The 24,208-nt window shown below is 38.0% G+C and carries 34 protein-coding genes and 1 pseudogene; 8 read left to right on the top strand and 27 right to left on the bottom strand.

The genetic code is table 11. The annotated features are described in order from the left end of the window. Positions 1-10: 10 nt before the first annotated feature. The 9 genes from DVW06_RS01895 to DVW06_RS17010 all read right to left on the bottom strand — a co-directional run bounded on the left by DVW06_RS01895 (position 11) and on the right by DVW06_RS17010 (position 8,302). Positions 11-946 carry a phage capsid protein gene (locus DVW06_RS01895; RefSeq protein WP_137264348.1) on the bottom strand — a complete coding sequence of 312 codons (936 nt, stop codon included), beginning with the start codon at positions 944-946 and terminating at the stop codon, positions 11-13. Between the two features lie 17 nt (positions 947-963). Next, complete coding sequence (locus DVW06_RS01890) at positions 964-1,578, bottom strand: DUF4355 domain-containing protein (RefSeq protein ID WP_113849452.1); 615 nt, start codon at positions 1,576-1,578, stop codon at positions 964-966. Positions 1,579-1,704: 126 nt separating this feature from the next. Beyond that, a complete protein-coding gene (locus DVW06_RS01885) occupies positions 1,705-2,643 on the bottom strand; it encodes a minor capsid protein (RefSeq protein WP_137264347.1) in 939 nt (312 codons plus the stop codon). Continuing rightward, positions 2,609-4,144 (bottom strand): phage portal protein, encoded by a 1,536-nt coding sequence (locus DVW06_RS01880; RefSeq protein ID WP_113849451.1) that lies wholly within the window; start codon positions 4,142-4,144, stop codon positions 2,609-2,611. Before DVW06_RS01880 ends, DVW06_RS01885 begins: the two co-directional genes overlap by 35 nt. 12 nt (positions 4,145-4,156) lie before the next feature. Next, positions 4,157-5,452 (bottom strand): PBSX family phage terminase large subunit, encoded by a 1,296-nt coding sequence (locus DVW06_RS01875; protein ID WP_113849450.1) that lies wholly within the window; start codon positions 5,450-5,452, stop codon positions 4,157-4,159. Continuing rightward, positions 5,442-5,798, bottom strand: coding sequence for a phBC6A51 family helix-turn-helix protein (locus DVW06_RS01870; RefSeq protein ID WP_113849449.1), 357 nt, complete (start codon positions 5,796-5,798; stop codon positions 5,442-5,444). The genes DVW06_RS01875 and DVW06_RS01870 overlap by 11 nt, the downstream gene beginning before the upstream one ends. A 203-nt stretch (positions 5,799-6,001) precedes the next feature. Continuing rightward, positions 6,002-6,088, bottom strand: a complete 87-nt coding sequence (locus DVW06_RS17340; protein WP_221180308.1) for a putative holin-like toxin — start codon at positions 6,086-6,088, stop codon at positions 6,002-6,004. A 632-nt stretch (positions 6,089-6,720) separates the two neighbouring features. Then, entirely contained in the window at positions 6,721-7,119 is a 399-nt protein-coding gene (locus tag DVW06_RS01865) for an ArpU family phage packaging/lysis transcriptional regulator (protein ID WP_137264346.1), read from the bottom strand. 457 nt (positions 7,120-7,576) lie between these two features. Continuing rightward, positions 7,577-8,302, bottom strand: a complete 726-nt coding sequence (locus DVW06_RS17010) for an ORF6C domain-containing protein (RefSeq protein WP_161569474.1) — start codon at positions 8,300-8,302, stop codon at positions 7,577-7,579. A gap of 186 nt (positions 8,303-8,488) precedes the next feature. On the opposite strand from DVW06_RS17010, the gene DVW06_RS01855 reads away from it, so the two are divergent. Beyond that, entirely contained in the window at positions 8,489-8,788 is a 300-nt protein-coding gene (locus tag DVW06_RS01855) for a hypothetical protein (protein ID WP_113849447.1), read from the top strand. 118 nt (positions 8,789-8,906) lie between these two features. Here the strand turns inward: DVW06_RS01855 and DVW06_RS01850 are convergent, their stop codons facing one another. The 13 genes from DVW06_RS01850 to DVW06_RS17155 form a co-directional block, all read right to left on the bottom strand. Further along, a complete protein-coding gene (locus DVW06_RS01850) occupies positions 8,907-9,230 on the bottom strand; it encodes a hypothetical protein (RefSeq protein ID WP_137264345.1) in 324 nt (107 codons plus the stop codon). Between the two features lie 42 nt (positions 9,231-9,272). After that, positions 9,273-9,506, bottom strand: coding sequence for a hypothetical protein (locus DVW06_RS01845; protein WP_113849445.1), 234 nt, complete (start codon positions 9,504-9,506; stop codon positions 9,273-9,275). 184 nt (positions 9,507-9,690) lie between these two features. Next, positions 9,691-10,056 (bottom strand): hypothetical protein, encoded by a 366-nt coding sequence (locus DVW06_RS01840; RefSeq protein WP_137264344.1) that lies wholly within the window; start codon positions 10,054-10,056, stop codon positions 9,691-9,693. Next, positions 10,053-10,346, bottom strand: coding sequence for a hypothetical protein (locus DVW06_RS01835; protein WP_225585851.1), 294 nt, complete (start codon positions 10,344-10,346; stop codon positions 10,053-10,055). The genes DVW06_RS01840 and DVW06_RS01835 overlap by 4 nt, the downstream gene beginning before the upstream one ends. Continuing rightward, the gene (locus DVW06_RS17160) at positions 10,336-11,241 is read right to left on the bottom strand and encodes a DNA replication protein DnaD (RefSeq protein ID WP_238696156.1); all 906 of its coding nucleotides are present in this window, start codon (positions 11,239-11,241) and stop codon (positions 10,336-10,338) included. The genes DVW06_RS01835 and DVW06_RS17160 overlap by 11 nt, the downstream gene beginning before the upstream one ends. A 13-nt stretch (positions 11,242-11,254) precedes the next feature. Beyond that, positions 11,255-12,046, bottom strand: coding sequence for a PD-(D/E)XK nuclease-like domain-containing protein (locus DVW06_RS01825; protein ID WP_137264343.1), 792 nt, complete (start codon positions 12,044-12,046; stop codon positions 11,255-11,257). Further along, positions 12,018-12,911 carry a hypothetical protein gene (locus DVW06_RS01820; RefSeq protein ID WP_225585853.1) on the bottom strand — a complete coding sequence of 298 codons (894 nt, stop codon included), beginning with the start codon at positions 12,909-12,911 and terminating at the stop codon, positions 12,018-12,020. The genes DVW06_RS01825 and DVW06_RS01820 overlap by 29 nt, the downstream gene beginning before the upstream one ends. Further along, positions 12,901-13,239, bottom strand: coding sequence for a hypothetical protein (locus DVW06_RS01815; protein WP_238696155.1), 339 nt, complete (start codon positions 13,237-13,239; stop codon positions 12,901-12,903). Before DVW06_RS01815 ends, DVW06_RS01820 begins: the two co-directional genes overlap by 11 nt. After that, the gene (locus DVW06_RS01810; protein ID WP_113849441.1) at positions 13,239-13,577 is read right to left on the bottom strand and encodes a hypothetical protein; all 339 of its coding nucleotides are present in this window, start codon (positions 13,575-13,577) and stop codon (positions 13,239-13,241) included. Before DVW06_RS01810 ends, DVW06_RS01815 begins: the two co-directional genes overlap by 1 nt. Before the next feature lie 86 nt (positions 13,578-13,663). Further along, entirely contained in the window at positions 13,664-14,407 is a 744-nt protein-coding gene (locus tag DVW06_RS01805; RefSeq protein ID WP_137264341.1) for a hypothetical protein, read from the bottom strand. Positions 14,408-14,419: 12 nt separating this feature from the next. After that, complete coding sequence (locus DVW06_RS01800; RefSeq protein ID WP_137264340.1) at positions 14,420-14,827, bottom strand: hypothetical protein; 408 nt, start codon at positions 14,825-14,827, stop codon at positions 14,420-14,422. A 61-nt stretch (positions 14,828-14,888) separates the two neighbouring features. Next, positions 14,889-15,086: a hypothetical protein gene (locus DVW06_RS01795; protein ID WP_137264339.1), complete on the bottom strand. Its 198-nt coding sequence runs from the start codon at positions 15,084-15,086 to the stop codon at positions 14,889-14,891. Then, a complete protein-coding gene (locus DVW06_RS17155) occupies positions 15,083-15,232 on the bottom strand; it encodes a hypothetical protein (protein ID WP_174784159.1) in 150 nt (49 codons plus the stop codon). Before DVW06_RS17155 ends, DVW06_RS01795 begins: the two co-directional genes overlap by 4 nt. A gap of 77 nt (positions 15,233-15,309) precedes the next feature. On the opposite strand from DVW06_RS17155, the gene DVW06_RS01790 reads away from it, so the two are divergent. The 3 genes from DVW06_RS01790 (at position 15,310) to DVW06_RS01780 (ending at position 16,321) form a co-directional block, all read left to right on the top strand. Beyond that, a complete protein-coding gene (locus DVW06_RS01790) occupies positions 15,310-15,585 on the top strand; it encodes a hypothetical protein (protein ID WP_113849438.1) in 276 nt (91 codons plus the stop codon). Between the two features lie 66 nt (positions 15,586-15,651). Next, on the top strand, positions 15,652-15,858 hold the full coding sequence (locus DVW06_RS01785) for a hypothetical protein (RefSeq protein ID WP_113849437.1): 207 nt from the start codon (positions 15,652-15,654) through the stop codon (positions 15,856-15,858). A 190-nt stretch (positions 15,859-16,048) separates the two neighbouring features. Further along, positions 16,049-16,321: a hypothetical protein gene (locus DVW06_RS01780; protein WP_113849436.1), complete on the top strand. Its 273-nt coding sequence runs from the start codon at positions 16,049-16,051 to the stop codon at positions 16,319-16,321. Here DVW06_RS01780 and DVW06_RS17635 read toward each other — a convergent pair. From DVW06_RS17635 to DVW06_RS01765, 3 genes are all read right to left on the bottom strand, one after another. Then, entirely contained in the window at positions 16,315-16,449 is a 135-nt protein-coding gene (locus DVW06_RS17635; RefSeq protein ID WP_260276050.1) for a hypothetical protein, read from the bottom strand. The two genes, DVW06_RS01780 and DVW06_RS17635, sit on opposite strands and share 7 nt — an antisense overlap. 240 nt (positions 16,450-16,689) lie before the next feature. Further along, positions 16,690-16,968, bottom strand: a complete 279-nt coding sequence (locus DVW06_RS01770; RefSeq protein WP_113849434.1) for a hypothetical protein — start codon at positions 16,966-16,968, stop codon at positions 16,690-16,692. Beyond that, positions 16,949-17,152, bottom strand: coding sequence for a helix-turn-helix domain-containing protein (locus tag DVW06_RS01765; protein ID WP_113849433.1), 204 nt, complete (start codon positions 17,150-17,152; stop codon positions 16,949-16,951). Before DVW06_RS01765 ends, DVW06_RS01770 begins: the two co-directional genes overlap by 20 nt. 258 nt (positions 17,153-17,410) lie before the next feature. Between DVW06_RS01765 and DVW06_RS01760 the strand changes: the two genes are divergently transcribed. From DVW06_RS01760 to DVW06_RS01750, 3 genes are all read left to right on the top strand, one after another. Next, complete coding sequence (locus DVW06_RS01760; RefSeq protein WP_137264337.1) at positions 17,411-17,833, top strand: helix-turn-helix domain-containing protein; 423 nt, start codon at positions 17,411-17,413, stop codon at positions 17,831-17,833. 26 nt (positions 17,834-17,859) lie between these two features. Next, the gene (locus tag DVW06_RS01755) at positions 17,860-18,288 is read left to right on the top strand and encodes an ImmA/IrrE family metallo-endopeptidase (protein WP_113849431.1); all 429 of its coding nucleotides are present in this window, start codon (positions 17,860-17,862) and stop codon (positions 18,286-18,288) included. 64 nt (positions 18,289-18,352) lie between these two features. Continuing rightward, positions 18,353-19,534 (top strand): tyrosine-type recombinase/integrase, encoded by a 1,182-nt coding sequence (locus DVW06_RS01750; protein ID WP_137264336.1) that lies wholly within the window; start codon positions 18,353-18,355, stop codon positions 19,532-19,534. Between the two features lie 163 nt (positions 19,535-19,697). On the opposite strand, the gene pepV is transcribed toward DVW06_RS01750, so the two are convergent. Further along, positions 19,698-21,122 (bottom strand): dipeptidase PepV, encoded by a 1,425-nt coding sequence (gene pepV, locus DVW06_RS01745; RefSeq protein ID WP_137264335.1) that lies wholly within the window; start codon positions 21,120-21,122, stop codon positions 19,698-19,700. 170 nt (positions 21,123-21,292) lie between these two features. On the opposite strand from pepV, the gene DVW06_RS01740 reads away from it, so the two are divergent. Further along, the gene (locus DVW06_RS01740; RefSeq protein WP_003125930.1) at positions 21,293-22,120 is read left to right on the top strand and encodes an NAD(P)H-hydrate dehydratase; all 828 of its coding nucleotides are present in this window, start codon (positions 21,293-21,295) and stop codon (positions 22,118-22,120) included. A 26-nt stretch (positions 22,121-22,146) separates the two neighbouring features. Here DVW06_RS01740 and DVW06_RS01735 read toward each other — a convergent pair. Further along, positions 22,147-24,207: pseudogene (locus DVW06_RS01735) on the bottom strand (beta-galactosidase). Position 24,208 lies beyond the last annotated feature (1 nt).

Below are 24,208 nucleotides of genomic sequence, written 5' to 3'. Positions count from 1 at the left end.
ACTGGGGCCATTATTTTGGGCTTTCTTGTTCAATTGTTGCTTCCACAACACCTTTCGGAATTTCGGTAAATAATACTAACGCATTCATAAATAAGGATTCATAAGTCGCATTTCTCAAAGTTCGTCCACGTGTTGCAGAAATAAAACCTGTTTCATCTACAAAATCAACAAAAATATCTCCAAGATCAGATGCCTTCATATCCAGGTAAGCTAATACAATGTTGTCTACTGCAGTAGAATAAATTTTACCTTCTGGAATGGCATTTAGTACAACGACATTATTAGCACCTAAGAAGTTTTTTAATAAGGTCATTCCAAACACATTCGAAGCATCTGCAAGAACTTTGGTATCTCCTAAATAAGTAGCTACATCCATTGGATTAACAAAAGAAACAAAATCTGCACCGTCAAACTCTTCAAATGTATTTAATTTACCCCAAGAGGTTGCTAAAGCTTTTTGCAATCCTACACCAGTTACTTTTGTCGGCGAAGCACCTAAAAAAGTAACAAATTTAGATTTTAAACTTCCTTGAATTTGACGAAGTAAACGATTATCTGCTTTATCAATTGCTAAGGATGCTCCGTGACGTGCAATTGCTTCGGCAGAAACTGCTCGACGCCATTTATTGAAGGTAATAGCATAATCTTTATCCTTTGCTCGTGTTACTTTTGATAATGGAATCTCTTCTCCTTCACCCACAGATCCATCTTTTACATCTGTTTCCCATTTATAGGTTTGGATTTTCAAATCTTGAGATAAAGGCTCTATCCGTGTAACACCTAATAATGCAAGTAATTCTTTGATTCCTGCTTCAAAGCGATTAACAAAATCAATGGATTTGATTTCTCCCAAATCTGCCATTTTAGTCAGATTAGTTTCAGCTGCAAACATTTGTAAATCCATTTTTAATAATTTTTCTTTATTCGTCTTTGACATATTTTTCATTGAGTACTTCCTCCTTGTTAAAATAATTCGCGATTTTCGGCAATCATTCGTTGTCGTTCTTTTGTATCTTTAATTGCCATGATTTCTGCTTTAGTCATTTGACCACTTGTAGCACCAACTTTTGTTTTCTTTTTAGAAGACAATCGTTCATTGACTTTTGATTCTACCGCCTTATCCCATTCTGCACGGAACGCTTTTACATCTTCGAGAATTTCTTCTGCTGTCTCTCCCGTAATTCGATGGGCAAAATCTGCAGGAATTCCTTGAGCAGTAAGTTGTTTTCCTTTTTCAACAAACAACTGTTCTTTTCGAAAGTTTTCTTTCTCCTTTTCGAAATCTTCCCGTTCTTTATCAAATAAAGCTTTTTGTCGATCTTTTTCAGATAGTTTTGCCAAACGAGCCGCTTCATTTCGCTCTTTTTCTACTTTGGCTTCATACTCTTGTTCCCATTTACTCTTTTCCGCAGCCAACATTTTAGCAATATCTGAACGAGTAAATGTTTTTTCCTTTGGTTCTTCTTTTTGTTTGTCCTCAGATAGTGTAGAAGTATCTGCCGGCTCATTCTCTTGGCCACCTTCTGAATTTTCCGCAAACAATTGAAGATTTAAAGGCAACAATAACTTATTTTTCATGTGTATATTCCTCCAGTCATTACGTGACCAATCGAATCTCGTTTTACGGTCGGCACCGAAACAGCTTCAATTTATAACGCCCCGAGCAGTAGAGGGCATAATAAAAAGCCTAGAAAAAGCTAGACTTTACGTTTCATCTTCAACCCCAAGTTCACTATCATCTGGTACTATCCCAGTTCTACAGCCAACATGATAAGGTGGCGCTGTCACTCCTGGTTGGTATTCAGATAATAAATACGATTTATTTTCACGGTTCACTTGTAAACAAATATCCGTAGTTCGACTATCTACGTGTACATTATTTTTATATCTAGTTAAGCCAAATTCTTCAAAACGCTTAGCTGCAGAAAGGTTGATAACATTCGTCCCATCTGTCCGAACAATTGCTTCTGCCCGGCTTTTGGCCACATTGTACTTTTTCCGCAATTCACGAGCCATATCAGCCGGACCAGAGCCTCGTATAAATCCTTGGGTTAGAACTTTTTTCAAATCTTTTGCAAGAGCATCGACGTTTCTCCAAATGCTCTCGGAATAGTTTTTCCCATTAAATGGCATTTTTACGATTTGTTCTAAGACTGGCTTATTCAACGTACTTTGGGAATTGCCTCCTGCTATTTTTCGATAAGCATATTGAGCTACTTCTTTTAGATAACGATCAAATGATTGATGCAGTGCTCTGCTCATCTTACCTAGTTGCCATTCAAGATCAAGATATAATGCTTCAAGTCGGGTAACTTTACCAGCTCTATACTGTTCATTGAGCCGTTTTAAAAGTTCTGGATCCTTTTCAGCTTGCTTGAAATACTTCTCCGCATTCGCTCGATAATCCGATAAATCTACTCGCATAAGCCTTTTTTTTGCTTCCTGAATAGAGATTTTATTCTCCTTGGCATATTGTACATAGAAAGCGTAAATCTCTTTCTGCACGCTCTGACGGCTTTTTGTGTAAATGATTTGTAGTTCATCAAAGAAATCAATATCGGTCCGATCAGTATAAGCCATAATCTCGTCCATACGTTTGGACCAGTAGCTAGCTGATTTCTTCGTTACCTTCTTCTTGGTCATCCTCAATCACATCCACTCCAAGTCGCCTTGGTGCTGGTGTTTCTTCGGCTTCTTCTTTGATTCGAGCTAATTCCACATCAGGATCTACACCAGTTACCGTGGATAGGATTTCGAATAGTGTTTCATCAGATACTTGACCCACAAGCTGACTTGCCAATGCTACAATCTCACTATCTGACTTAGGAACATTCGCAGTGAAGATAACATTGGTATTATTGATTTGATCGTAAGCAATCGAATCATTTCCCTTAATTCGCCAGATATTCACAGCTAAACGCAAGCGTCGCATTAATCCTTTTTCAAATAATCGTTGTTGCATGACACGTCGATTATCAGCAGCCATTAGTTTGTACTTCATTGCTTCGCCCGATTGTGTCCCGCTAAAATTAGCATCTAAAGTATCCGGTGTGAATGTAAAACGTAGAATATCATTCACTAGACGTTGCTTATACGTTTCCGCACCTTCTGTATCATATTCTTTTACTAAATACTTCGCATCTGGAGTAGATCCGTTAGGATTAGGATTGTCGTCCATAATCATGATTCTTGCTCGTTTAAAGGCCAATGAAACGGCTAATTTTGAATTAGGAACGACATTTCCATCCTCGTCTAGGTCATTTGGTGCTGTTCCTGTATACGGATTTCCCGTAATCATTAAAATCGCATCCATGGCATCTTGTTGAAAATTTGCTAATTCAGATTGTGATAAATCATATGCATCGATGGAATCTAAAACCGGCTCATAAGCTCCTGTCCGATCTTCATTATTCGCAAATTCATTTATTGGAACACCATCAAATACATGGTCATCAGAATCATATAAATGTAGCCCTTTTTCTTCTTGATTACTATTGACATACATGTAAACCATGTCAGCAGTGTACACATTAACAAAATCTTTTCGGATCCCATCCCCATAGTCAAGAGTATAGTAATAGACACCAAATAAAGAATTGTTGTCTGTTGTATCGTCGTAGACAATAAAGGTCTGTTCTGGGTTTAGTTTAACTAATTTGACGTAGGCGCTTCCTGTTTCATCAAGCACAGTTGTTAACAATTCATACGCCCGACCGTAAATCGAAAGATCTGTTTTGATTAGGACATTATGGTAATCTTCATTATTTCGTTTAAAAAAATCATTGATCTGTTCTTGAATCATTTCGTCTTCATTTTTGTATTGTACAGGCTGACCAAGCATATAACCTTGTTCAAAAATAGTGATATACCGTGCAAAATCACTAGCTATACGATTATCAGCGGCAAACTCATCTGTTTTAGCTGGTTTGTATTTTATATTATTATCCGCCAAATAATACCGTTTTAATTCTAGCAGGCGTAGTACTTGTTCACTTTTATGGCGATTAATAAATTTGTCTAATTGATGAATCCAATTTTCTGTGGCAAATTCAATTGTTTCAAAATCTTCATGAGACATCCGAAAAATAGTATTCGCATTTTTATGGTATCGATGTTTCTGTAAAAAAGTAATTTCTTTGTCCATATTATTTCCTTTCTAGCCAAAGAAAAACTTGGCTACATTCATTCGTTCTTTCAAATCTTTTCTTACATACATATCATCAGCAAATGCATACCTTGTTGCATCAATCGTATGGTTATCCTTATCCTCTAAACGAGGTTTAGGATCCCCATCTTTATCTACTTGATAATCAATATTTTCAAATTCTCTGGCAATATTAGGCGTTCTCAATGGATCGATGCATATAAAATCAAGATCATCAAGCCATCCTTCACCATATTCGACGCTGTCAGGTCCTTTTTTCACACCATAAACACTGGTCATGAAATGTTCATTTCTTAATTCCGCTATGGATTTAGGTTCTGCAGAATCTGCATTAATTCGATCCGATTGATAGCCCTTTTCCCTCGCTAATTTTGCAAATTCGCGATTACTTATTTTTACACCATATATCTCATCAATTGCGTAAATCCCATTCTTTTTCTTGTCATAATGCCATCGAACAAATGCAAGCGGATCAGTTGCATAACCAAAATCCAAGCCATTTCGAATATTATCAAAGTTAGTTATCATATCATCTGTAATACAACCAGCCTCGACTCGTAAATTGTCAAATGGTACTATGCCAGATCCTATTGCTTTTCCTAGATATTCCCATTCATAACGTCTCAGGTTTCTACCTCTCACTGATTCTGCTTCTTCAATAAATGCTTTTGCTATGTATGGATTATTCCGATAAGTGGAATGATGAACAAACGTATTAGCTGGGTGAAAGCTCGTTTCATATTTTTTATTGACCCAACTCTGTTTTCGCTTTGGAGGATTATAGCTGTAAAAAAACTTATAAAAAAGACCGTCTGCCAGCTCCCCACGTAAAAGGGAGTTGGTAATGGTCGTTACATCCTCTTCTTTTTTAAATTCTGCTAATTCTTCTATCCACGCCATTGCAAATGGAAATCTACTGTCTTTTAAAGACTTAATTCGTTCTGGATTTTGTGCTCCGCGAAAAGCGATATAATTCCCTCTAGGTGTATAGGTAATCTTCATCGGGCTTTTATTGATCCGAAAGTAAGTTGACACATTCTGTTCTTCGATTGCCCATTTCAATTGCTCGAAAACTGAAAGCTCAATTGTATTGTCTACAAAACGAATGGCAACAGCATTAATCGGGTAGCGCATAATTAATTGAATCAAGATATGAGCGATGTCCGATGATTTTCCAGAACCACGTCCCCCTTTTTCAACAACATGCAAAATATTAGGATTGATCGCAGCTTTCCATGTATCGTGAAAAGCTTTAGGAAGAAATTCAGATAAATGCCTAACCGTCATCTGTATCACCTATATCGTCAATAAAAGTCGGTGGCTGTATGGTTGTCACTTCTTGTTTATTTACTGGAGCAAATCCGCCTCTATCTAAAATATCTTTGGCTGCATTAAATCGAACCATTTCAGATTTTGCATTTAGTAAATTTAACATTGTTTTCAATGCTTTCCCTGATGACTTGCTCATAATTACCTTCACATAATCATCATAAGCACTCGTAAAATCTTCGTCCTTCATCCAATTGTATAAAGTCTGCTCACTTATTTTTAGTTCTTGAGCGATTTCTTGTCGCTTCAAAGAACCTTCAAATAGTAATTGTATGGCCATTTCATGCTTCTTGGTCAGTTTCAAAAAATCGCCCCCAAACTAAAAAAAACTAAAACAAAAAAAGACCGCCGAAGCGATCTTGATTGATTTTCTATTTTCACATGATATAATAAACATAGAAAAAGGACGTGCTGCAAACACGCCCTAAGTAGAACCGTTAAAAAGACGGTGGCTTTCATCAGTTGATATTGTAACCATCTAATTACTGGCCAAAGTGGATTAGATGGTTACTTTTTTTGGTTTTTATTCTCTGTGATCAGCAACACTAACGTCGCAAAAGCAATCATCAGCGTTAATGCTTCAAATACAGACATGCCTACTCCCTTCTAGGGATAAAGCTATGAACCATAGGCATCACCCCTTTATTAAGAGATTAGCCACCATCTTTTCACTTTTCTACAAAATGTATTATATCGAAATTTTCTTTCTCAGACTAGATTAAATTGTGCCAAATCGCCTAGCCAATCTGGCACGTATTTAACAATACTAGGTTGCTCGCCACTTACTGTATCCGCAGTGTGGCTTATGTAACAAGTTTTCGCTGACTGGCAGTCGGGATAACCATAAACCCTATGTCACCAGCAAGGATTTGCACCTTGCATGAATGTCCATCTAAACAATTCTCGTCAATTGATGAAGAAATCCTCCACTGTTTACTCAGCGAGATGTAGTTTACTAGCGTCTACCTGTTCCGCCACAGTGACAAAAAAAGACGGCGAATGAAGATAAGGAGCATATCAACTCCTTTATTGTAATTTGCCGCCATTTGTCAAAGAAGAATAAGCGATAAGGAGATTGCCTCCTTTCGGTTTATGGAATATTGTGAGTAGTCCAATCACCGTCTCTCTTAATCTTTCCGACACTACTATAATAACACCTAAAATCGGACAATTTGCGCCAAATCTGCGCCAAAAACGCCAAATTTACGCCATTTACGCCAAAATTTTCATCGATAAGCAACGATTCCAAATACATCCGCAAATTCTAAGAGCGCTTCTGACTTCATGCGGTTCAATGTCCGTGTAGCTACTCCAAGATTATCGGCAATCTCGTCGTTTGTCATAATCTCTTTTACACAATAGGTGTAATACAGTACCTGTCGGCTCATCAAGCTCAATCGACTCAAAGCATATTCAATAGCTTGGATTTTTTCTTTTATTTCAATAGTTTGAACCAATGCATCTTCTAAATTATTTCCTCTAGTTGGTGCCTTCGGCATGTCATCAATGAACGGTGAGCGAAGATCGATCGGACTTCGATCAGCTTTCCGTTCTAAACTTCGATATTGTTTTAAAATAACTCTTGCATTCTCTTTCGTCTGTTTGATATCCGCCTCTTTAATCATTTCAAATCACTCCAAGATATGTTAAAATGAAAAAAGATTTTTGATACCATTCAATATTCTATGTACAGGCAGCCAGTGGTCGGCTGTCTTTTTTATAAAAAAACATTGACAATTTTATTTTATTTACTATTCTAAAAGAAAAGGCTAATTCTGGATCCTAAGTTCACTTTTTTCTGAACATTCATAGCTAAGATTTTGTTGCCTTTTTAGCCTTTTCGAATCCTTTGTAGTCCCTGAAACACCCAATCAACTATGGAGGGTTCGTTTTTATTTTCATTATAAAATAATATTGATTTTTTTATAAAACCGTTTATCCTAGTAAAAAAGGCTAGATTTTTATTGTGCCCAAAATCGTGTTTAATTTTCTTTCTATCAAAACATGTTCCACCTAGCCTTTTTTCGAACCTTCTAGTTATTGACAACTGACTGTAACCATTCTCCCTAGAAGGTTCGTTTTTTATGCTCTAAATAACTGGGATTGTCGATTCAATTGGTTAATTTCCATTCGCATGGCTGTTTCTGGAAGCCACTCAGCAATAAATATCAGCGCCTCCTCAAACTGTTTACAAGGCAACTCCCCATATCTAGGGATAGAAAAATATCGTTTAAACTCTGACCAAAAAGTAGCAAATACTTTCTTACTAATTGATTCATAGGCAGGGCTGTCTTTTCCTCCAAGTACTTCAATCACTTTTTGCTTCCCAGCTCGTTGAATATCTGCCTCTTGTTTTCCACTGATTCTCATGGTTTCTTTCAAAATAGAAACATCTTTCTCGATAGCGTCTACACGAACTGCTGTCTGTTCTCCAAATTGGTAAAATAACCTAAGCTGTTCTCTTGGATCATTCAATGTCTTTTTCAACTCTTTGCGGTACTCTTTTTCTACTTGAATGAAATATTGACGCGCTTGTTTGCCTTTTTCTGTTCGCTGAATCATTGAAATTTCTTTTGCCATGTCAATCGTCATCGCATGGTCGATAATTTTTCTTACCCCACCAAAGGCTGTATCGTCATGGACATTTTTGGCAATCACGGTAAAATCAACGTTTTCAGTGAATCCATATTCCGTCATACGTTCAAACCAGCGTGTATAAGGTGTTACCACTTCCAAAAATTCATATAGCTCTCTACCACTGACTAATTGCTCATTATTTTCATTTACAATAATTGGTATTAATCCCATTTTTCTTCTCCTTCTTTAGCTATTTATCGTTCACAGTCCCATTCATTTGGGCTTTCTTCAACAGCTTCCGCTTCTTCTTTTTGACTTTTGATAATCTAGCGTTGTTACCAATTCTGATACGGATTTAAATCTTTATGTTTCCTTTATATTAGATTTGATACAATCCTATGGAAAGGATTGATAAAAATGGATAGATACTCATTGAATTCAACCTATATCCCTCTTCTAATAACTGCCAAATCATGTTTAGAAAAAAGAGATTTTTATTTAGCTAATAAGAAAATCTTATCGGCTATACAAGCTTGTTTTGATAGACCAGAAGCTTATAACTTATTAGGAATATATTATGAGCTTCAGGGCAAAAGAAAAGAAGCAATAAAGTATTTTCGTATATCATATTTTTATGATCAATCATTCGTTCCGGCTTCAATTAACTTACAAAGAATTGTGGAAAATACAAATAAAGAAATAGATTTTGGTATCTAGTTATTCTTTTTTTGCAAAATTCTATTTTTTTACAAACTTTTTAATCACTCTGACTCGAGCGTTGAAACTTTAATAATCTAAAATTTAAAACTGACTTCTATCTAAATTAATTAGTTTATTATTTCGTCGGATTACAAACTGGTGGCTCGATCAAAGTCTGTGTTTTATAGTCGACCCATGTCTCATCTCCGAAATTTTGATAGATTGCCACTTCTTCTTCGCTTAGGAATCTAGCAACCATCTTTCGATGTGCAAAGCCAGCTGATACTGCGCCTTTGCCTGTTAGCTTCGGTTTGGTTTTCCAAATCGGATCGGTAGTGAAATACCTGCCACAATTCTTAACAAGATAGTCAACTGCTTCTCTTCCTGAATTGTGGATCTCAACGTCCATCACACCACCACGCATCATGTCGTAGTAATAAGTTATTGCTTGTTTTGCCATTTTCTTCCCCTTTCCAGTTGGTTATTTTGGTGGATTACTGACTTAAGCATCCAGCCACTCCATAATCCATTTATACAAATCTTTATCTCTATTCTCATTTGTAATACTAAAAATTTTATCGTTGAATCCTCTGAACTCTATCGCATAAATATCTCCAAATCTCATATCTATATGTGGAGTTACATACTTGATTGATTTGCCTTTACCAAATTTATGGAATTTATTGATGTGCACCAAAAGTTCTTTAAACTGATTTAAACTCATTGGTTTACGCATATTGCTCTCCTTAGTTTTGTATTTCTGTCAATTACTGACTCACAGTAATCTTCATTATTTTGAACACACCCTGTGCAACCATTGCTTGTTGTTCAATTTCTGAGTAGCTGTAGCCGTGCAGATACATCACCGCATGGCGACCTTTCCAATTCACATAATCGACTCTGTATTGTCTCAGGCCCATCTACATCACCTCTAACAAATCACGAACGACGCCTTTCGTTAATCCGAGCGATTTCTTCCATCGAGCTAAAGCATATGCGGTGATATTGAAAATATACTTGATCTCACGGTCTAGATAGCCCTGTTTTTTTAGCTGTATATAACTATTTACACTCAGTTCCTCCATCGTGCAGATCGCTCGATTACTAGACAACTGTTTTTCTTGCGTTCCCACTCGTTCTAGTGCTTTGCTCAGCCGTTGGACTTTCTCCACAATCTCTGGATCATTGTCCCAACCTTCTAAGTAGGTCAATTCACTGATTTTTTGACGTAAAAACCGTTTTTGATAGGTGGATCGAGACGATTGAGTTTTCTTTGCTTGCTTCATCCGGTCTTCTCCTTTCTTGCCATCAGTCCTCGATATAGCAACTTGGCTTCTTGCCACATAGATTCAGTAGTTCCGGCAGTGAGAAATTCGCCATAGTGCATCTTTGATACTTTGCCCAAGCTAATTCGAGTATGGCGATACATCACCATGAAGATTCGAAAGCGGACCTCTTCTGGCTGATCACTATCAAGGATTCGCTTAACATTTTCCATCAAGTTCTTGTGACTAGGGTCTAATGCAGTGTAGATTTGCTTAATTACAGTGATTCGGTTTAATTGATCAATTTCCAAATGGATCGTCCCCCGCTTCTTTTCGTAATCGTTCCATGATTTCCGCTTCTTTCCGGGCGTTGTATCCTTCTGGATCATCTAGCCATTCTGGGATAGGCTCTGTGCGCACTGGCTTGTAGGATAAGGCGCTATAACTTGTTCCCGCTTGTTTGTACTCCCTGTTGGCTTGTACCGCCATGGTGTCGTATTTTTCACGTAACTTGCGGGCAGATAAGATATTTGCTGACCAAAAATTATTTTTCTGACTCCAATCAATCATCCGGCTTACTTGGTCTTCGGTCCGCTTGTCGATCTCGATCATTTTCCGAATGTCATCCGCCCAACGTTGGAGGTTCGGTTCCTTGATTTCCTGATTCTGACAAATCTGTTTGAATAGCCGTTCTGCGAGTTGATAATAATTCGAGGCAGGGTCGTAAACGCGTGCTTTGCGTGTTTGCGACGATAATGTTTTATTCTTTATATTCTTATCATTCTTTATTTCTTTATCATTCTTGTTAGTTGTTAGCTGCTTGTTAGTTGCTTGTTGATTGCTTGTTAATTCCTTTGTTGAGTCAGATTCCCTAGATTGATAAATCTCCCAATTGACAATGGTTATAAGCCTATTTTTGTTTGTTGATTCGCTTGTTAGAAATTCATATTTTTCAAATCGTTTTAGAGCAGTTCTTACATTCTGTACAGAGATTCCTTTACCACATTTGCTTTTAATCTTTTCTAGTGACGTAATAAATTGACCAGGAATAGCCTTGTAAGGTTTACCTTGCCATTCCCATTCTTTTTTCTCATGATTCGCCATAGAAAGAAGTGTAATCAATATGACTTTTTGTTCTGGTGTAGATTCTTGCCATATTGGCTTTTCAAGTAATTGGCGGTAAATCTTTATCCATCCGCCGGTCATTTAAATCACCACCTTATCCCAATAAATCGCCGACTTCTACAAAACCTGTTAATGCCTTATGTTGACGACAGTATTCACATTTCCCACACATTTTTGGTGCTTCTTCTCCGTTTTTTACTCGTAAGATATGGGGAAGTTCCTGTTCCAATAATCGAAGTTCAAAATCAAACCGTCCTGGGTAGATGCTGATACCCGCAATATCAGGAGGGGATTCTTTCGTTACTGCAAAGATATAGGGTGTGATTTTCCTGTTATAGTTTTGTTCGAGTAAGTGTTTATAAACAGCCATTTGTAAAATATAGCCGTACTGTTCAACAAATGAAACATATCCACCATATTTCTTTGACCAGTATCTTTGATAGAGACTTCGAGTCGTTTTTAAATCAACAAGATAGCCTTTCTCTAGATTGAAACAATCAATTCTGGCTTTCCATTGCGTATTAAATAGCGTACCGGTTAAAATCAATTCCTTCTCCCCTTGATAAACAAAGCGGAAAAAATCATCATATTCTAACGCTTCAATCATATTGATTGCTTGAACAAATTCTGCACGCTCAGAACCATTCTTTTTGTAGATTGCACTTGCATTATCCTTTAAAAATTCTTGGTGTGCCTCAGAAGATTCAAAATAAGAATGGACATAGTTTCCAACTAACAAAGCCGTAGGATCGCTCTCTGGTGACCACTCTTCTTTTAAATTAGCCAAAGTAGCCGCTCCACATTCTTGAAATGATTTAAACTGGCTGACTGACATATATTGCCAGTCAGCTTCGTTGCTATAATAGTTCTTCTTGTTTAGGTCCATCGGTATCTACCGCCTTTGCTTCTTTCAACGGGTCTTTCTTTGTTTTAGAAAATTCTTGCTCTAATTTCGATGATTCTTTCTTTTCAGCGGTCGGAATCTCAAACCAATCCTCTACTTTACTCATACCATCTTTGATTGAGTTATAGATATTTGCTAAATCCACACCATTTTTTTCGGTAAAAGCAGTTGCTTTATAACCAAATCTGGCTTCAATCATTTCTTGAGTAACGTCAAGTTTTTCTTTAAACAATTTGAACATTTGATCCAGTCGCTCTTTTAACGGTTTGTCATTCGCCCCAGCCATCGTTTTGTTGCATTCTTCAACTGCGGATTCAATAATATCTCCCGGAATAACCCCCAAAATACACGCCCGCACACGCCGTGCACCATTGTTAGCCACTAACTCATAAATATCTCTTGGATCCTTTAAGAAAGTAACTCCTTTTTTTGTGTGGCGTTCATGTTTTACTGTGAATACTTTCTCTTGCCGTGTATTCGTTTCAAGGTCCCATGCATAAGCCATAGCAATTGATTCCCCGGGCAATTGTTGTAGTTCTTTAATACCAAAGGATAAATTTCCCCAATTTTGAGCGATTACTTCTGCCAATCGAATCGATGGACCACTGACCATTTGACCACCTCGCGGATAGTTATAAACTGCTGTTTTGGCTAAAGACTGTCGTTTGCATGCATCTAAAATTCGCCGTTCTGCATCAAATGGATTTCTTGGAAATTGCTTTGCCATGAAAATCTGACCTTTTACCTCTTCCACTTCTCGGCTAATTGCAGTAGTCATTAATCCGCTTTGTCCTTGTTGGTTTGTAACTGATTGTTGTTGAAAACTCGTTTCTAAATCATAACTCATTAAAAAGTTCCTCCTGTCTTTGCTTGAGCCAGTCTTTTCCGCTAACAATCCGTAGCTCTGGCATAATGATAGAATCTGCACCGAATTCCTCGATCATATCCAGGAAATTCTCATGGTGTAAGACGAATTTATTGCGTGTGCCACATTTATTCATTCGATAGCCGATAAACAGCCAATCCGATTCGTAAACTGTTGTACCGTTATCGTCTTCATTCCAGTGTGCAGATGGGTCTTCCACCTCTTGAATATCATCAGATAAGATGTTCGGGAACACGTGACTGGTTTCGTCTTGCATTAAGGTGTCGTAATTCGTTGCGATGTAATCCATCATTTAAATTCACCTCGCAAAGCACGTGAAATAATATCAAGCACATCGTTTGGGTTGTCTGTCACGAATGTATGCGTTTGTTTCGGAGTATTTTCCGTTTCGATGCCGTATAATTCTTTCAACATGCGGTGTTTCGGACAGTCGCAATCCAATTCGGTTAATTCTTCTTTTACATGGTTATATTGTTCAAGAGTAGCGATTGACACAAGTGATTCTGGACCTGCTTGCGCTAATGCCATTTCTCCTTCAGCATCAAGCACGGCTAAGGACAAGCCAACTTTTTCTTTGCGACATTCTTCTGCTAGTTCCTCAATTAATCTTTGAATTTTTTCGTTCATTTTGTTATACTCTCCTTGAATAGTTGATTGTGTGTTCACGCTAGCGGAAACTGGTGTGAACACTTTTTTGTTTTCTTTAATCGTTTTTACGCAATAATGGTTACTACTTCTTTTTTTAGCAATTCATCTAATTCACTATTCAAAAACTCATGAATATTCTCCATTGCTGTGTGTTTCCAAATACCACCATCGGCTTCAAACAAGGCACAGTTGCCGATTTTATCAATTCGAAATACAAAAGGACTTGAAGGCTGTTCGACTTCTAAAAATGTCCGATATGGACGTAAATCGGCAGGGCTTGGTACTTCTGCTTTTGTTAAAGTCGCCGCTCCTTCTTTGACTGTGACAGTTTGAGAAATTCCGTTATCAACCAAATCACCACCACCCTCAATCCGAATCGAGCTTGCACAAGCGAGTATTGCTTCTGCATCAAGGTCACGCTGAATAAGTGATTGAACGTTGATAATAAAATCTTCTGAGTTCATGAAACGTCTATATGGAAAAACATCTAACAATGCTGTCGCTTGGATCACACTTTCACGCTTGCGGTCTGTATCGAGAGAAGAATAGACAACTACCTTCGTTGGACTCTCTACGTGAACAAGCAGCTTTGTATCGCTCTCAAGTGTACGAATGTTCGATTTTAAATAGCCGACAAGACCTGATAATGAATTGACTGTCAGCGTTTCTGCACGTTTAATTGGGTCAAGTTCAGCCAGACGAGCTTTCGAAGTGTCATAAAATACTTTTTCGTCTTGCTCATAAATCACTTTTTGTCCTTCACGCAATTCCACTGCATATTCCAAAGCATCTTTTAAATGTTCCGTCATTTTCTTTCACTCCTAATTTGTTTTAAATTTTTTGATTTTGGCTGTTTCTTCAATTTCTTTGACAGGCGTTCCCTTGTCATCTTTCAATTCGGAATCTTCGGGATCAAAATACATTTGCCCTCTTTGTCCGCTTTTCAATTCATTCGCAAGAGGTTTTCCTTTTTCGTCTTGACCAATGATGACTTTTGATGTCAGTGAATCTCTAGCGACTAACTTAGATTTCACCTGATAATCAATGAGGATATCTTCTCGATATTCATCAGGAATAATCGTTAAATCAATGGTGATTTTTCGTTTCTTTGTTGGGTCTGTGTTGGGATCATGAATGTTATTGATTACCTGAGCCAATTCAAAATCGAATCGCTCTTGGAGACCTCCATCACTGATACCACTCAAAGGAACATTAATATTTTTTGACATTTTGATTTTTTCCTCCTGTCTGTGCTATACTTTTTTCGACATTTTCATTTTTTTGTGGAGCTTACACTGGCGGAAAACGGTGTAAGCTCTTTTGGTTTTCCAGTTCAAATAACGCCTCATCATAAATCATTAGTAACCACATGACGGCTGTTGGATAGCCGATTCTAACCCACATAGGTACTTGTCCTGTGATTAGTGCGCCTAATGCGAAAATCGTAAGGATGAATGCTGTACGCCGAACCCAGTAGATTTTTTTCATTCAAACTGCGCCTCCGTCAACTCGTAGTCTACTTTTTGTTGCGCTTGTTCAAATAACTTTTCTAAGTTATCTTCTGTCGCATACTGAATTATCTTTTCAGCATGTGGAAATACCGTTGTGATAAAATCTAGTTTTTCTTTTGACATTTTCTCTCCTCCATCTATTAGTTTTTAATATTTACGTCCCAAAATTAACTTATTATAATTAATGGGGAGGTGATTCTATGAAACAAATTCCTGTAATTGCTTATGATGTTCTTGCGGTTGCTGAATCTTTTGCTCCTAGAGATCATCCAAAAGCTGATACTTTCTTCCAGCATCCATATTTATTTTCCTATTCTCGCGAAGAAATTGAGAACGCTTTATTGTTCTTAACTGCAAAAAAACTTATTGATAGTGAAGTTGGTTATTTGCCGAATGGTAGATTTTATTGTCTCTTCATAAGTGTTTTGCCCGATGGATATGAGGTTTTAGAAAATAACTATTTCCAAAATTCATAACTATTTTGTCGTATAATTTCCTTATCAGGGTGACAGACTGAAATACCGATAAGGAGGGTAAATCTATTGTTAACAAATGAACAACGTGCGCATGATTTAGCAATCGCGTCGTTAGAAATAATGTACGATCAAGAAAAAACTAAATTGCTAAGTATTGCCAAAAACGAATCAAAACGCGGAAATGATATTACTGTAGATATCAATTTCGATCCATACACCGAGTACCAGAAGTTGTACAATTTGGTACTTAACGAAATCAACAAAGACTTTTAGACAGGTTTGCCAGCAATTGTCAAACCACCAATAAATTTTAGTTGCTCCTCGCTACTCCCAATAGCTTGAAGCAATTCTTTTACTTCCTCCGGCGTTGCTTCGATTGTAATTTTCATCCTCTCACCTCCTATTCTGGTTGTTTTAAAATTCACCTGTTGATAAAATAATTTTTAAAGCGAGGTGAAATATTTTGAAAAAATACTTAATATCTTTTTATTGGGAAACTGATACAAATAGCTCATTAGCAGTTTCTCTAAGAGCAAAACTGGAAAAATTATCACCGGACAAATGGGTTCATATTTTCCCGAACTTAATAGTCATTCAATCCGAACTAACAATTGACGAGCTTTATTCAAAACTTTTACCAGAAGCCGATAAAACTAAAGTAATCATTGTTAATTTCAATAACATCTTAACTAACACTCAAGTGAGTAATGAGCTGTTAAAAGAATACGATTATTGAGTAGAACAACGCTTGACATATTCTTTATAAGCTTTCATATAATCTTCCTTTGAGACTGGCGGATATTTGAAACTAAGCCCTTCAAATATGCTTCTAGTCTCTTTTAATTCTTTTTTACTCTTATTCATCCTCTCACCTCACTTCCAGTTGAAGATTAAGCCTATTTTGATATAGCATCTCTTGATACTGCTTGAGTTCTCTTTTAGCAATTTCAATCTGTCTATCACTTAATACGCTTTTCTTATCATGTAATAAAGAATGCAACTCATTTACCTTCTCCTCGATTAACTTAATGATTAAAAGATCATGATTCAAAATGAATAACACCCTTCAATACTTCTTTATCGATAACACTCTGTCCGGGAGTCTCATCTAATTAATTTATGCTTGTGTAAATATTCAAATACTTCTTTTTTATTCCAACATTCAGTGTTTCCTTTTATGTGATAAGGAAATCCATCAAGGTAACGAAACGATTTGTCAAAAGTATCTGGGTCGCAACCGATAGCAGCTGAAATCTCTTTTCTATTTAGAAGAAATTTTTCTTCGTCGTTAATTTCATCTAAAATTTCATGAATAGCTTTCGTCAGTACAGACTTCAACATTTCTTTGAATGAATTAACGAAGTCAGTTGCAAACAGGTTCATGGTCAACCACTCCTAAATCAATATCTAGTAATTCTTCGATTTGTTTTAATCGTTTAGTAGGTGTTCGGTTTTCTGCCAAGATGTCTTGAAGATAAGCCATTGAGATACCCATTTGACGAGCCAATTCTCGTTGGCTCCATTTCTTCTGAATAAGCGCAATTTTTACTTCCTGTTTTAATGTCATTTCTATCACCTCTATTCGAAAATTGACTCTTTTTATTTTCTTTTTCTATTGACAAAAAGAGTCAATATGCTATTATGTAAGCATACAAAATACAGCACGCAAAAAACGAGCTTTACTAATGTCTGGGGAGACTATTTAGTCATTGCTTGCAGGTTTTGTGTGTCGTAAATATCTTGCTTACAAAACATAGTATAAAGGCCTATTGACTCTTTGTAAATAGCTTTTAGACTCTTTCTTGAGCAAAAAAGGAGAAATTTTATGGGTATCGTTGACAGAGTCAAAGTTTTAGCAGCTGAAAAGAAAATAACTTTAGCAGAGCTAGAAAGAAAATTAAATTTTGCCAATAGTTCTATTAGACGATGGGACGAACGAACACCTGGTGTTGATAAAATTCAAAAAGTTGCAGATTATTTCGATGTTTCAGCTGATTACTTATTGGGAAGAACTGAGAAGCGCCGTTACTACGATCTCACTGAAAAAGATGAAAGAGATATCCAAAAAGAATTAGAACTGATTATCGAAGATATGAAAAATTCCGATGCAATTGCTTTCTCAAAAGATACTGAAGAACTCTCTCCCGAAGCTCGAGCTGCAATTCTTTCTTCCATTGAAGAATCTTTGCGAATCGGGAAGGCACTCGCGAAGAAAAAGTATACTCCTAAAAAATATCGTGATAAGTAAAGTAACAATTAGGGGAGGATTTTCGTATGCTTTTATCCGATGTGCCTGCTGCAATCAATAAATTAATACTACAGCATGGGACAAACGATCCTTTTAAAATAGCAAAAAAGAGAGGGATTTTTATTCTCTATGGCTATTTTGGTGAGGAAGTATATGGATTTTATACCAAAAATCATCGCAGTAAGTTCATACATTTGAATGCCGAACTATCTTATTCTAAATCTCTTTTTGTCTGTGCTCACGAATTGTTCCATGCTATTTTTCATCAAAATGAGAATACTGCACATATGTCTGCGGATAGCTTCTCATCCACTTCAAAAATAGAAGCACAAGCTAATTGTGGCGCAACTCATTTATTGATTAATGGTTTACATCTAACCGAACTCTATGAACCAACAAAACGAGATATCCTTAATTACTATGGTCTTCCACTTGAAATGGAAAGATATTTATAATTTAAAGGAGGTGATGGTCGAAAATTCTCTAGAGCATTCTGTCCGGGAGCAAAAGGAGAATAAAATGGCTAAATATAAAAAAACAAAATACCCAAACATTCTTATTTATGAGATAAAAGCTGGCACTCGTTACCGTATACGAAAAAAAATACGTATAGCTGGTAAAGAAGATATTATTGATGAATCTGGCTTTAAAACTGTTGCACATGCTAAAGCCAGATTAAGAGAAATTGAAGAGAGTATTGATAAATCAGAAATAGATTATATTCGGTCTCAAAAATTAACTGTTACAGAATACTATAAAGAATATGCAAATCGCAAAACTAGAACTCATGTCTGGTCCGTTGAATCAAGATACAGTAACGATTCCCTTTTTAAAAATCATATTGAACCTACATTCGGTAATATGCCATTAAACAAAATAAAACGAGATAGTTACGAAATTTTTATCAATCAAAAACTTGAAAAATTGAGACGACGATCTGTTCAATCAATCCATGTTATGTTCATGGCCTTACTGAATGATGCTGTTTACAATGGTGTTCTCGAACGTAATAGATTACAACGTATAATTATTGGTAGTGGCACTCTTCCTGAGAAAAATAAACGTATATCTCTCCAAGAGTATCAACAATGGATGGAAATGGCAGAGAAAATATTGACAAAATACGAGTTTTCCATGGTTTATCTTTGTGTATTTGGCCTACGTCGAGGTGAAGTGTGTGGTCTTCGATTATATTCGATCCGATACAGTGACCATCCAGAATTAGCAACGCTACACATTACGGATAGTCGCACACAGCGAACGCAAAAATACGGTAAAGGTGGGCTTAAAACATCAAGTAGCCACAGATACATTGTTTTAGACAAAAAAGGTACAGAAGCAGTTGAATGTATCATTCATGAAGCGAAAGAAATAAAAAAAGATTACGGACAAATTTTACACCAAGATGATTTTCTCTTGCTCAATCCTACAACTTGCAATCCATTTGTCCCTAGTCAATTAAATCGATTATTTGATAAAGTTTCAAAAAGCTGTAATATAAAAATTTCTCCACACACGTTGAGACACTTTTTCGCAACTCAAGCCGCAATAGCTGGTGTTCCTAAAGAACACGCTGCAGCTTATTTAGGTCATAAAAATAAAACTATGACTGAGTACTATACACATATTCAAAATGAGACTGCTACCGAAGTTATCAATATAGTATCAAAACAGCTGAATAGTAGTAATTATGGATACTAAAAATAGCGGTGTGATTTTTGGTGATATTTCGAAAAATATCACACCAAAATCACACCGCTATTTCTATATTCAACTTTTTCAATCATCTTTTCAAAATCAACTTTATTGAATTATCAACTTTTATCGATGAATGAAAAAGAGTAAAAACGATTAAATCATTTATCTAACGTGCCAAACGGTAGATGGCATCTGCATAAATCACTGCCGCGTTGAATAGATCATCCAAGCTCATAAATTCGTTTGCTTGGTGCATCGTATCTGTGTAGCCTGGGAACATCGCCCCATATGCGACACCACGTTTTAATAAACGGCCATAAGTGCCACCGCCAATGATTTGTTCATAGCCTTTTTGACCAGTATGTTCTTCATAAACTTCAAGCAATGTTTTCACCAATGGATCATCAATCGGCACATAGTGAGGCTCCATGTTGCGCTCGTTCCGAGTCACTGTTGCGCCTTCCATGCCAACGGTTTTTTCAATGCCGATTTCCAGACCTTCTGCAGTTACCCCTTGAGGGTAGCGGAAATTCAAGGCAATAAAGTTGTCTGCTTGAACACCTGATTGATTAGCTTTAAAAGCAAACAAACCAGCATTCATGGTTAGTTTACCCATTTTTTCATCTTCATGCGCCACGCCTAATTTTTCACCATAAAAATCTTCATGGACATAAGCTGCCGCCGTATGGATAAATTGTCTTGCGCCGCCGCCAAAGGCAAAGTTGTCTAAAAAGACTGCCAAGAAAGTTCCCGCATTGATCCCAGACTGAGGACTTGCACCATGGGCGCCTTTACCGACTAGTTCAATGGTAATTTCTTCATTTTCTGTTTCGATGGTGCCAGTCACTGGTTGACCTTCGACATAATCAAAAAAAGCTTTTTCCATTTCTAATGCAGCTTCTGTAGATGGGGCAGTCAATTTTGCAACCGCAGTTCCTGGTACCATGTTTTCCCGCAAACCAGCAGTGAATTGTTGCAGTTGATAAGCACCTTCGTTATTTCCTTGGAAATGAAGCCCTAATGTTACATTCCCTTTTTCGCCATTGATGATTGGGAATTCCGCATCGGGAGAGAAACCAAAATCAGGTTTTTCTTCATGCTCGAAATAGTAATCCATATCACCCCAGCCGCTTTCTTCATCAGATCCTACGACAAAGCGGATTTTTTTAGATAATGGCAAGCCTAACTCTTTAATGATCTTCATTCCGTAATAAGCAGCCATTGAAGGACCTTTATCATCGGAAGATCCGCGAGCATAAATTTTATTGTCTTTGATCACAGGATCGTAGGGATCTGTCGCCCAACCGTCACCAGCAGGGACAACATCCATGTGGCCGAAGATCCCTAATGTTTCGTCTCCTTCACCAAATTCGATATGTCCAGCATAGTTATCGACATTTTTCACAGCGAAACCATCACGTTCCCCATAAGCCAACATGTGCAGCAAGGCATCACGAGGTCCAGGTCCAAACGGAGCATCTGCCGTTACCTTGTCATCTTCTCGTTCACTTTTTACTTTCAAAAGATCAATCAAGTCATTTAGCAAATCGTCTTTACGCGCTTCGACTTCTTTTTTCCAATCGATTGTCATACGATTCCCTCCAATTCTTTTCTCGCCTTTTATGATAACACTCTTAGCTGAAAAAAGGAAAAAAAATTGTGTATTTTCAGACGATATCTTTCATAAAACGAGTATAATAAAAGCAATAGGTTTATTCTAGAAAATGAGCTCAGTGAAAGAAGCAGAAAAGGAGTCATTGTATGAAGCAACTGGAGCAAACTATTTTAGCAGCAGTGATTCGCAAACGCCCCGTCGAAAGTCACAAAGGGACCTTTGGCCGTGCCGTAGTGATTGGCGGTAACCAGCAGTACGGAGGCGCAATCTTGATGGCGGCACAAGCCAGTGTTTATGGCGGAACTGGACTAACCACGGTGATCTCCGATCCTGTCAATCGTACGGCGCTACATGCGCGACTGCCAGAAGCGATGTTCGTCTCTTGGGACCAGACTGAGCTTATCAGCACGGTCACTGAATCTGCGGATGTCCTATTGATTGGCCCAGGCATGGGGGAAGGCAAAACCTGTTTCAATCTGTTGCAAACAGTCGTCGCTGCACAAAAAAGCCATCAATGGCTAGTTGTTGATGGGTCAGCGATCAATTTAGCTGCGAAATACCCATTGACTTTTCCTTACCCCAGTCACGTCGTATTTACCCCTCATCAAATGGAGTGGCAACGATTAAGCGGCATTGAGATCAGTGAGCAAACACCGGAGAAAAACACAGCCTTCCAAAAAAAATTAGCCAGTATCGTGGTCTTAAAAAGCCATCGCACCCAGATTTATGGCACAGAAATCGTCGAAAACCCATTAGGAACGCCAGCTATGGCCACTGGCGGCACCGGGGATACCTTAGCCGGGATCATTACCAGTTTTTTGGCACAATTTGATCGAACCGAAGAAACGGTCCACGCAGCGGTTTATCTCCACAGTTTGATTGGCGAACATTTAGCTACCGAGAACTATGTTGTCTTGCCGACACAGATCAGTGAAGCATTGCCTAAATTTATGAAGGACCATTCGTTGGGCTGATTGGCGTAACGAATGGTCCTTTTTTCTTAGTGTACTTCAGAGGGGTGATATACGATCCTGACTTCATAGGGTGCCAACGTGATTGCTCCTACTAGATGTTCATTGGTTTCCAGATCGGTTACTGGCTGCTTCAATACTAGTTGCTGTTCTTCCTCTGAAAAATTCATAATAAATGAATAGTCTCGTTGCGTCCCAACTCGCGTTTGAATCGACACCTCAGGAAGTGCTTCAGCAATCGCTGTTCTTCTCAATCCCAACTTTTCAATCAACTTTTGATAAAAAGCAGCTAAGAAATCACTGTTCGTTCGGGCAGCCAAATAATACGAAGCCCCTGCACCGAATGGCTTCTTCGTAACCGCAGGCGTGCCTTGATAGAAATCTGTCTGATAATGGCTTAAAACTTCTGCATTCAACACGTCAATGATTGCTGAATAGTCTTTGGTGACAAATCGCTGATCTTGAAAATCAATCTGATTGTGTTCGTCTTCTAAAAGTGTTTCAAGCTCTAATACCTCAATGCCAAAGAGCGCCTTTAATGGTTGAGGCAATCCGCCAATATAAAGCAAATCTGTTTCATTGACCATTCCTGTGAAATAGCTGGATACTAGTATTCCACCCTTTTCAACATAGCTCGTTAATTTTAGCATCGTTTTTTCTGTCATCATATATAGCATTGGCGCAATGACTAATTGATAATCAGAAAAATCCTGCTCAGGAGTCAGAATATCAACCGGAATGTCTTGTTCCCAGAAAACCTGATAATGCTCTTGCAACGTTTGGGGATAACGTCTCGTAGGATGGCCGAATCCTCCCCCGCGCTTCAACGCCCAATTGCTTTCCCAGTCAAAGAGAATCGCCACTTCTTTCTTGCGAGTGGTTCCTTTGATTTCACTGATTTTTTCGAGACGAGCGCCATATTCAGCAACTTCTTTAAACACTCGATTGTTTGTGGAATCATCATGACTGACAACGGCGCCATGAAATTTCTCCGAATTGCCACGAGATTGGCGCTACTGGAAATACAAGGTACTATCTGACCCATGAGCTAACTGCTGCATACTACTTAAAATATGGACCCCGGGGCGCTTCGATTTGTTGTATTGGTGCCAATTGACATAACTTGGGGTACATTCCATAACTAAAAAGGGTTGTTTCTTCAAAGACCAATACTGATCATGGACATAGGCAGACTTCATAGCGGTTGTAGCGATTGCTTCAAAGCGATTGTTCCAATCGGGATAACTATCCCAACTAACCACATCCACATACTGAGAAAACTTGCCATAGTCGATTCCTTCCAGAGGAATGAAATCCTGTGTGGCATGACCTTCCGCCATAAAATTCGTCGTTACTGGGATATCAGGGGTTCGTTCCCGAATAGGGACAATCTCATTCAAATAAAAATCAATGGTCTGATCAGTGACGAATCGTTTCCAATCCAGATCCATCCCATGAACTTTATATTCTCCTAAAGGTGATGGTGGCAAGACTTGTTCCCAATCGGAATAGCGATTGCCCCAGAAACTCATCCACCCCGCATGATTCAATGCTTCTAGGTTTTTGTACTTTTTCTTTAACCAGTCACGCCAATTTTCTTGGCAGTATTCGCAAAAACATTCACCCGAATACTCATTGGACATGTGCCACATGGCTAGTGCCGGATGGTCGCCATAGCGTTCAGCTAATTTTGTGTTGATCTGCCGCACTTTTTCGCGATAAATTGGTGAAGAATAGCAATGATTATGGCGAAAGCCATGGGTATGTTTTTGTCCATACGCATTGGTGCGATTGACTTCCGGATATTTCTGACTCAACCACTGGGGACGACCACCGCTGGGGGTAGCCAAAATGACATTGCCCCCCATAGCATGGATCGCATCAAACTGTTCATCAAGCCAGTCAAACTGATAGACCCCTTCTGTTGGCTCCAAAGCGCTCCAAGCAAACACCCCAAGTGTGACCGTATTGACGTGGGCTTTTTGCATATACGCCAAATCCTTCTTTAGGATTTCCGGATAATCAAGCCACTGATCGGGATTATAGTCCCCACCATGCAGGAACCGCTGATCAAAGAAATAATTCGTCATC

The organism is Enterococcus sp. ARL09-542 (genome assembly GCF_005234805.1).
Taxonomy (GTDB): domain Bacteria; phylum Bacillota; class Bacilli; order Lactobacillales; family Enterococcaceae; genus Enterococcus_D; species Enterococcus_D gallinarum.
The sequence above is the reverse complement of the archived record's forward strand: the minus strand, read 5'-3'. Positions and strand labels throughout refer to the sequence as shown.

Bases quoted from the DNA above. Each gene is read 5' to 3' on its own strand.
- DVW06_RS01895 (WP_137264348.1), bottom strand. From the start codon at position 946: ATGAAAAATATGTCAAAGACGAATAAAGAAAAATTATTAAAAATGGAT.
- DVW06_RS01890 (WP_113849452.1), bottom strand. From the start codon at position 1,578: ATGAAAAATAAGTTATTGTTGCCTTTAAATCTTCAATTGTTTGCGGAA.
- DVW06_RS01885 (WP_137264347.1), bottom strand. From the start codon at position 2,643: ATGACCAAGAAGAAGGTAACGAAGAAATCAGCTAGCTACTGGTCCAAA.
- DVW06_RS01880 (WP_113849451.1), bottom strand. From the start codon at position 4,144: ATGGACAAAGAAATTACTTTTTTACAGAAACATCGATACCATAAAAAT.
- DVW06_RS01875 (WP_113849450.1), bottom strand. From the start codon at position 5,452: ATGACGGTTAGGCATTTATCTGAATTTCTTCCTAAAGCTTTTCACGAT.
- DVW06_RS17340 (WP_221180308.1), bottom strand. From the start codon at position 6,088: ATGTCTGTATTTGAAGCATTAACGCTGATGATTGCTTTTGCGACGTTA.
- DVW06_RS01865 (WP_137264346.1), bottom strand. From the start codon at position 7,119: ATGATTAAAGAGGCGGATATCAAACAGACGAAAGAGAATGCAAGAGTT.
- DVW06_RS17010 (WP_161569474.1), bottom strand. From the start codon at position 8,302: ATGGGATTAATACCAATTATTGTAAATGAAAATAATGAGCAATTAGTC.
- DVW06_RS01855 (WP_113849447.1), top strand. From the start codon at position 8,489: ATGGATAGATACTCATTGAATTCAACCTATATCCCTCTTCTAATAACT.
- DVW06_RS01850 (WP_137264345.1), bottom strand. From the start codon at position 9,230: ATGGCAAAACAAGCAATAACTTATTACTACGACATGATGCGTGGTGGT.
- DVW06_RS01845 (WP_113849445.1), bottom strand. From the start codon at position 9,506: ATGCGTAAACCAATGAGTTTAAATCAGTTTAAAGAACTTTTGGTGCAC.
- DVW06_RS01840 (WP_137264344.1), bottom strand. From the start codon at position 10,056: ATGAAGCAAGCAAAGAAAACTCAATCGTCTCGATCCACCTATCAAAAA.
- DVW06_RS17160 (WP_238696156.1), bottom strand. From the start codon at position 11,241: ATGACCGGCGGATGGATAAAGATTTACCGCCAATTACTTGAAAAGCCA.
- DVW06_RS01825 (WP_137264343.1), bottom strand. From the start codon at position 12,046: ATGGACCTAAACAAGAAGAACTATTATAGCAACGAAGCTGACTGGCAA.
- DVW06_RS01820 (WP_225585853.1), bottom strand. From the start codon at position 12,911: ATGAGTTATGATTTAGAAACGAGTTTTCAACAACAATCAGTTACAAAC.
- DVW06_RS01815 (WP_238696155.1), bottom strand. From the start codon at position 13,239: ATGGATTACATCGCAACGAATTACGACACCTTAATGCAAGACGAAACC.
- DVW06_RS01810 (WP_113849441.1), bottom strand. From the start codon at position 13,577: ATGAACGAAAAAATTCAAAGATTAATTGAGGAACTAGCAGAAGAATGT.
- DVW06_RS01805 (WP_137264341.1), bottom strand. From the start codon at position 14,407: ATGACGGAACATTTAAAAGATGCTTTGGAATATGCAGTGGAATTGCGT.
- DVW06_RS01800 (WP_137264340.1), bottom strand. From the start codon at position 14,827: ATGTCAAAAAATATTAATGTTCCTTTGAGTGGTATCAGTGATGGAGGT.
- DVW06_RS01795 (WP_137264339.1), bottom strand. From the start codon at position 15,086: ATGAAAAAAATCTACTGGGTTCGGCGTACAGCATTCATCCTTACGATT.
- DVW06_RS17155 (WP_174784159.1), bottom strand. From the start codon at position 15,232: ATGTCAAAAGAAAAACTAGATTTTATCACAACGGTATTTCCACATGCT.
- DVW06_RS01790 (WP_113849438.1), top strand. From the start codon at position 15,310: ATGAAACAAATTCCTGTAATTGCTTATGATGTTCTTGCGGTTGCTGAA.
- DVW06_RS17635 (WP_260276050.1), bottom strand. From the start codon at position 16,449: ATGAATAAGAGTAAAAAAGAATTAAAAGAGACTAGAAGCATATTTGAA.
- DVW06_RS01770 (WP_113849434.1), bottom strand. From the start codon at position 16,968: ATGAACCTGTTTGCAACTGACTTCGTTAATTCATTCAAAGAAATGTTG.
- DVW06_RS01765 (WP_113849433.1), bottom strand. From the start codon at position 17,152: ATGACATTAAAACAGGAAGTAAAAATTGCGCTTATTCAGAAGAAATGG.
- DVW06_RS01760 (WP_137264337.1), top strand. From the start codon at position 17,411: ATGGGTATCGTTGACAGAGTCAAAGTTTTAGCAGCTGAAAAGAAAATA.
- DVW06_RS01755 (WP_113849431.1), top strand. From the start codon at position 17,860: ATGCTTTTATCCGATGTGCCTGCTGCAATCAATAAATTAATACTACAG.
- DVW06_RS01750 (WP_137264336.1), top strand. From the start codon at position 18,353: ATGGCTAAATATAAAAAAACAAAATACCCAAACATTCTTATTTATGAG.
- pepV (WP_137264335.1), bottom strand. From the start codon at position 21,122: ATGACAATCGATTGGAAAAAAGAAGTCGAAGCGCGTAAAGACGATTTG.
- DVW06_RS01740 (WP_003125930.1), top strand. From the start codon at position 21,293: ATGAAGCAACTGGAGCAAACTATTTTAGCAGCAGTGATTCGCAAACGC.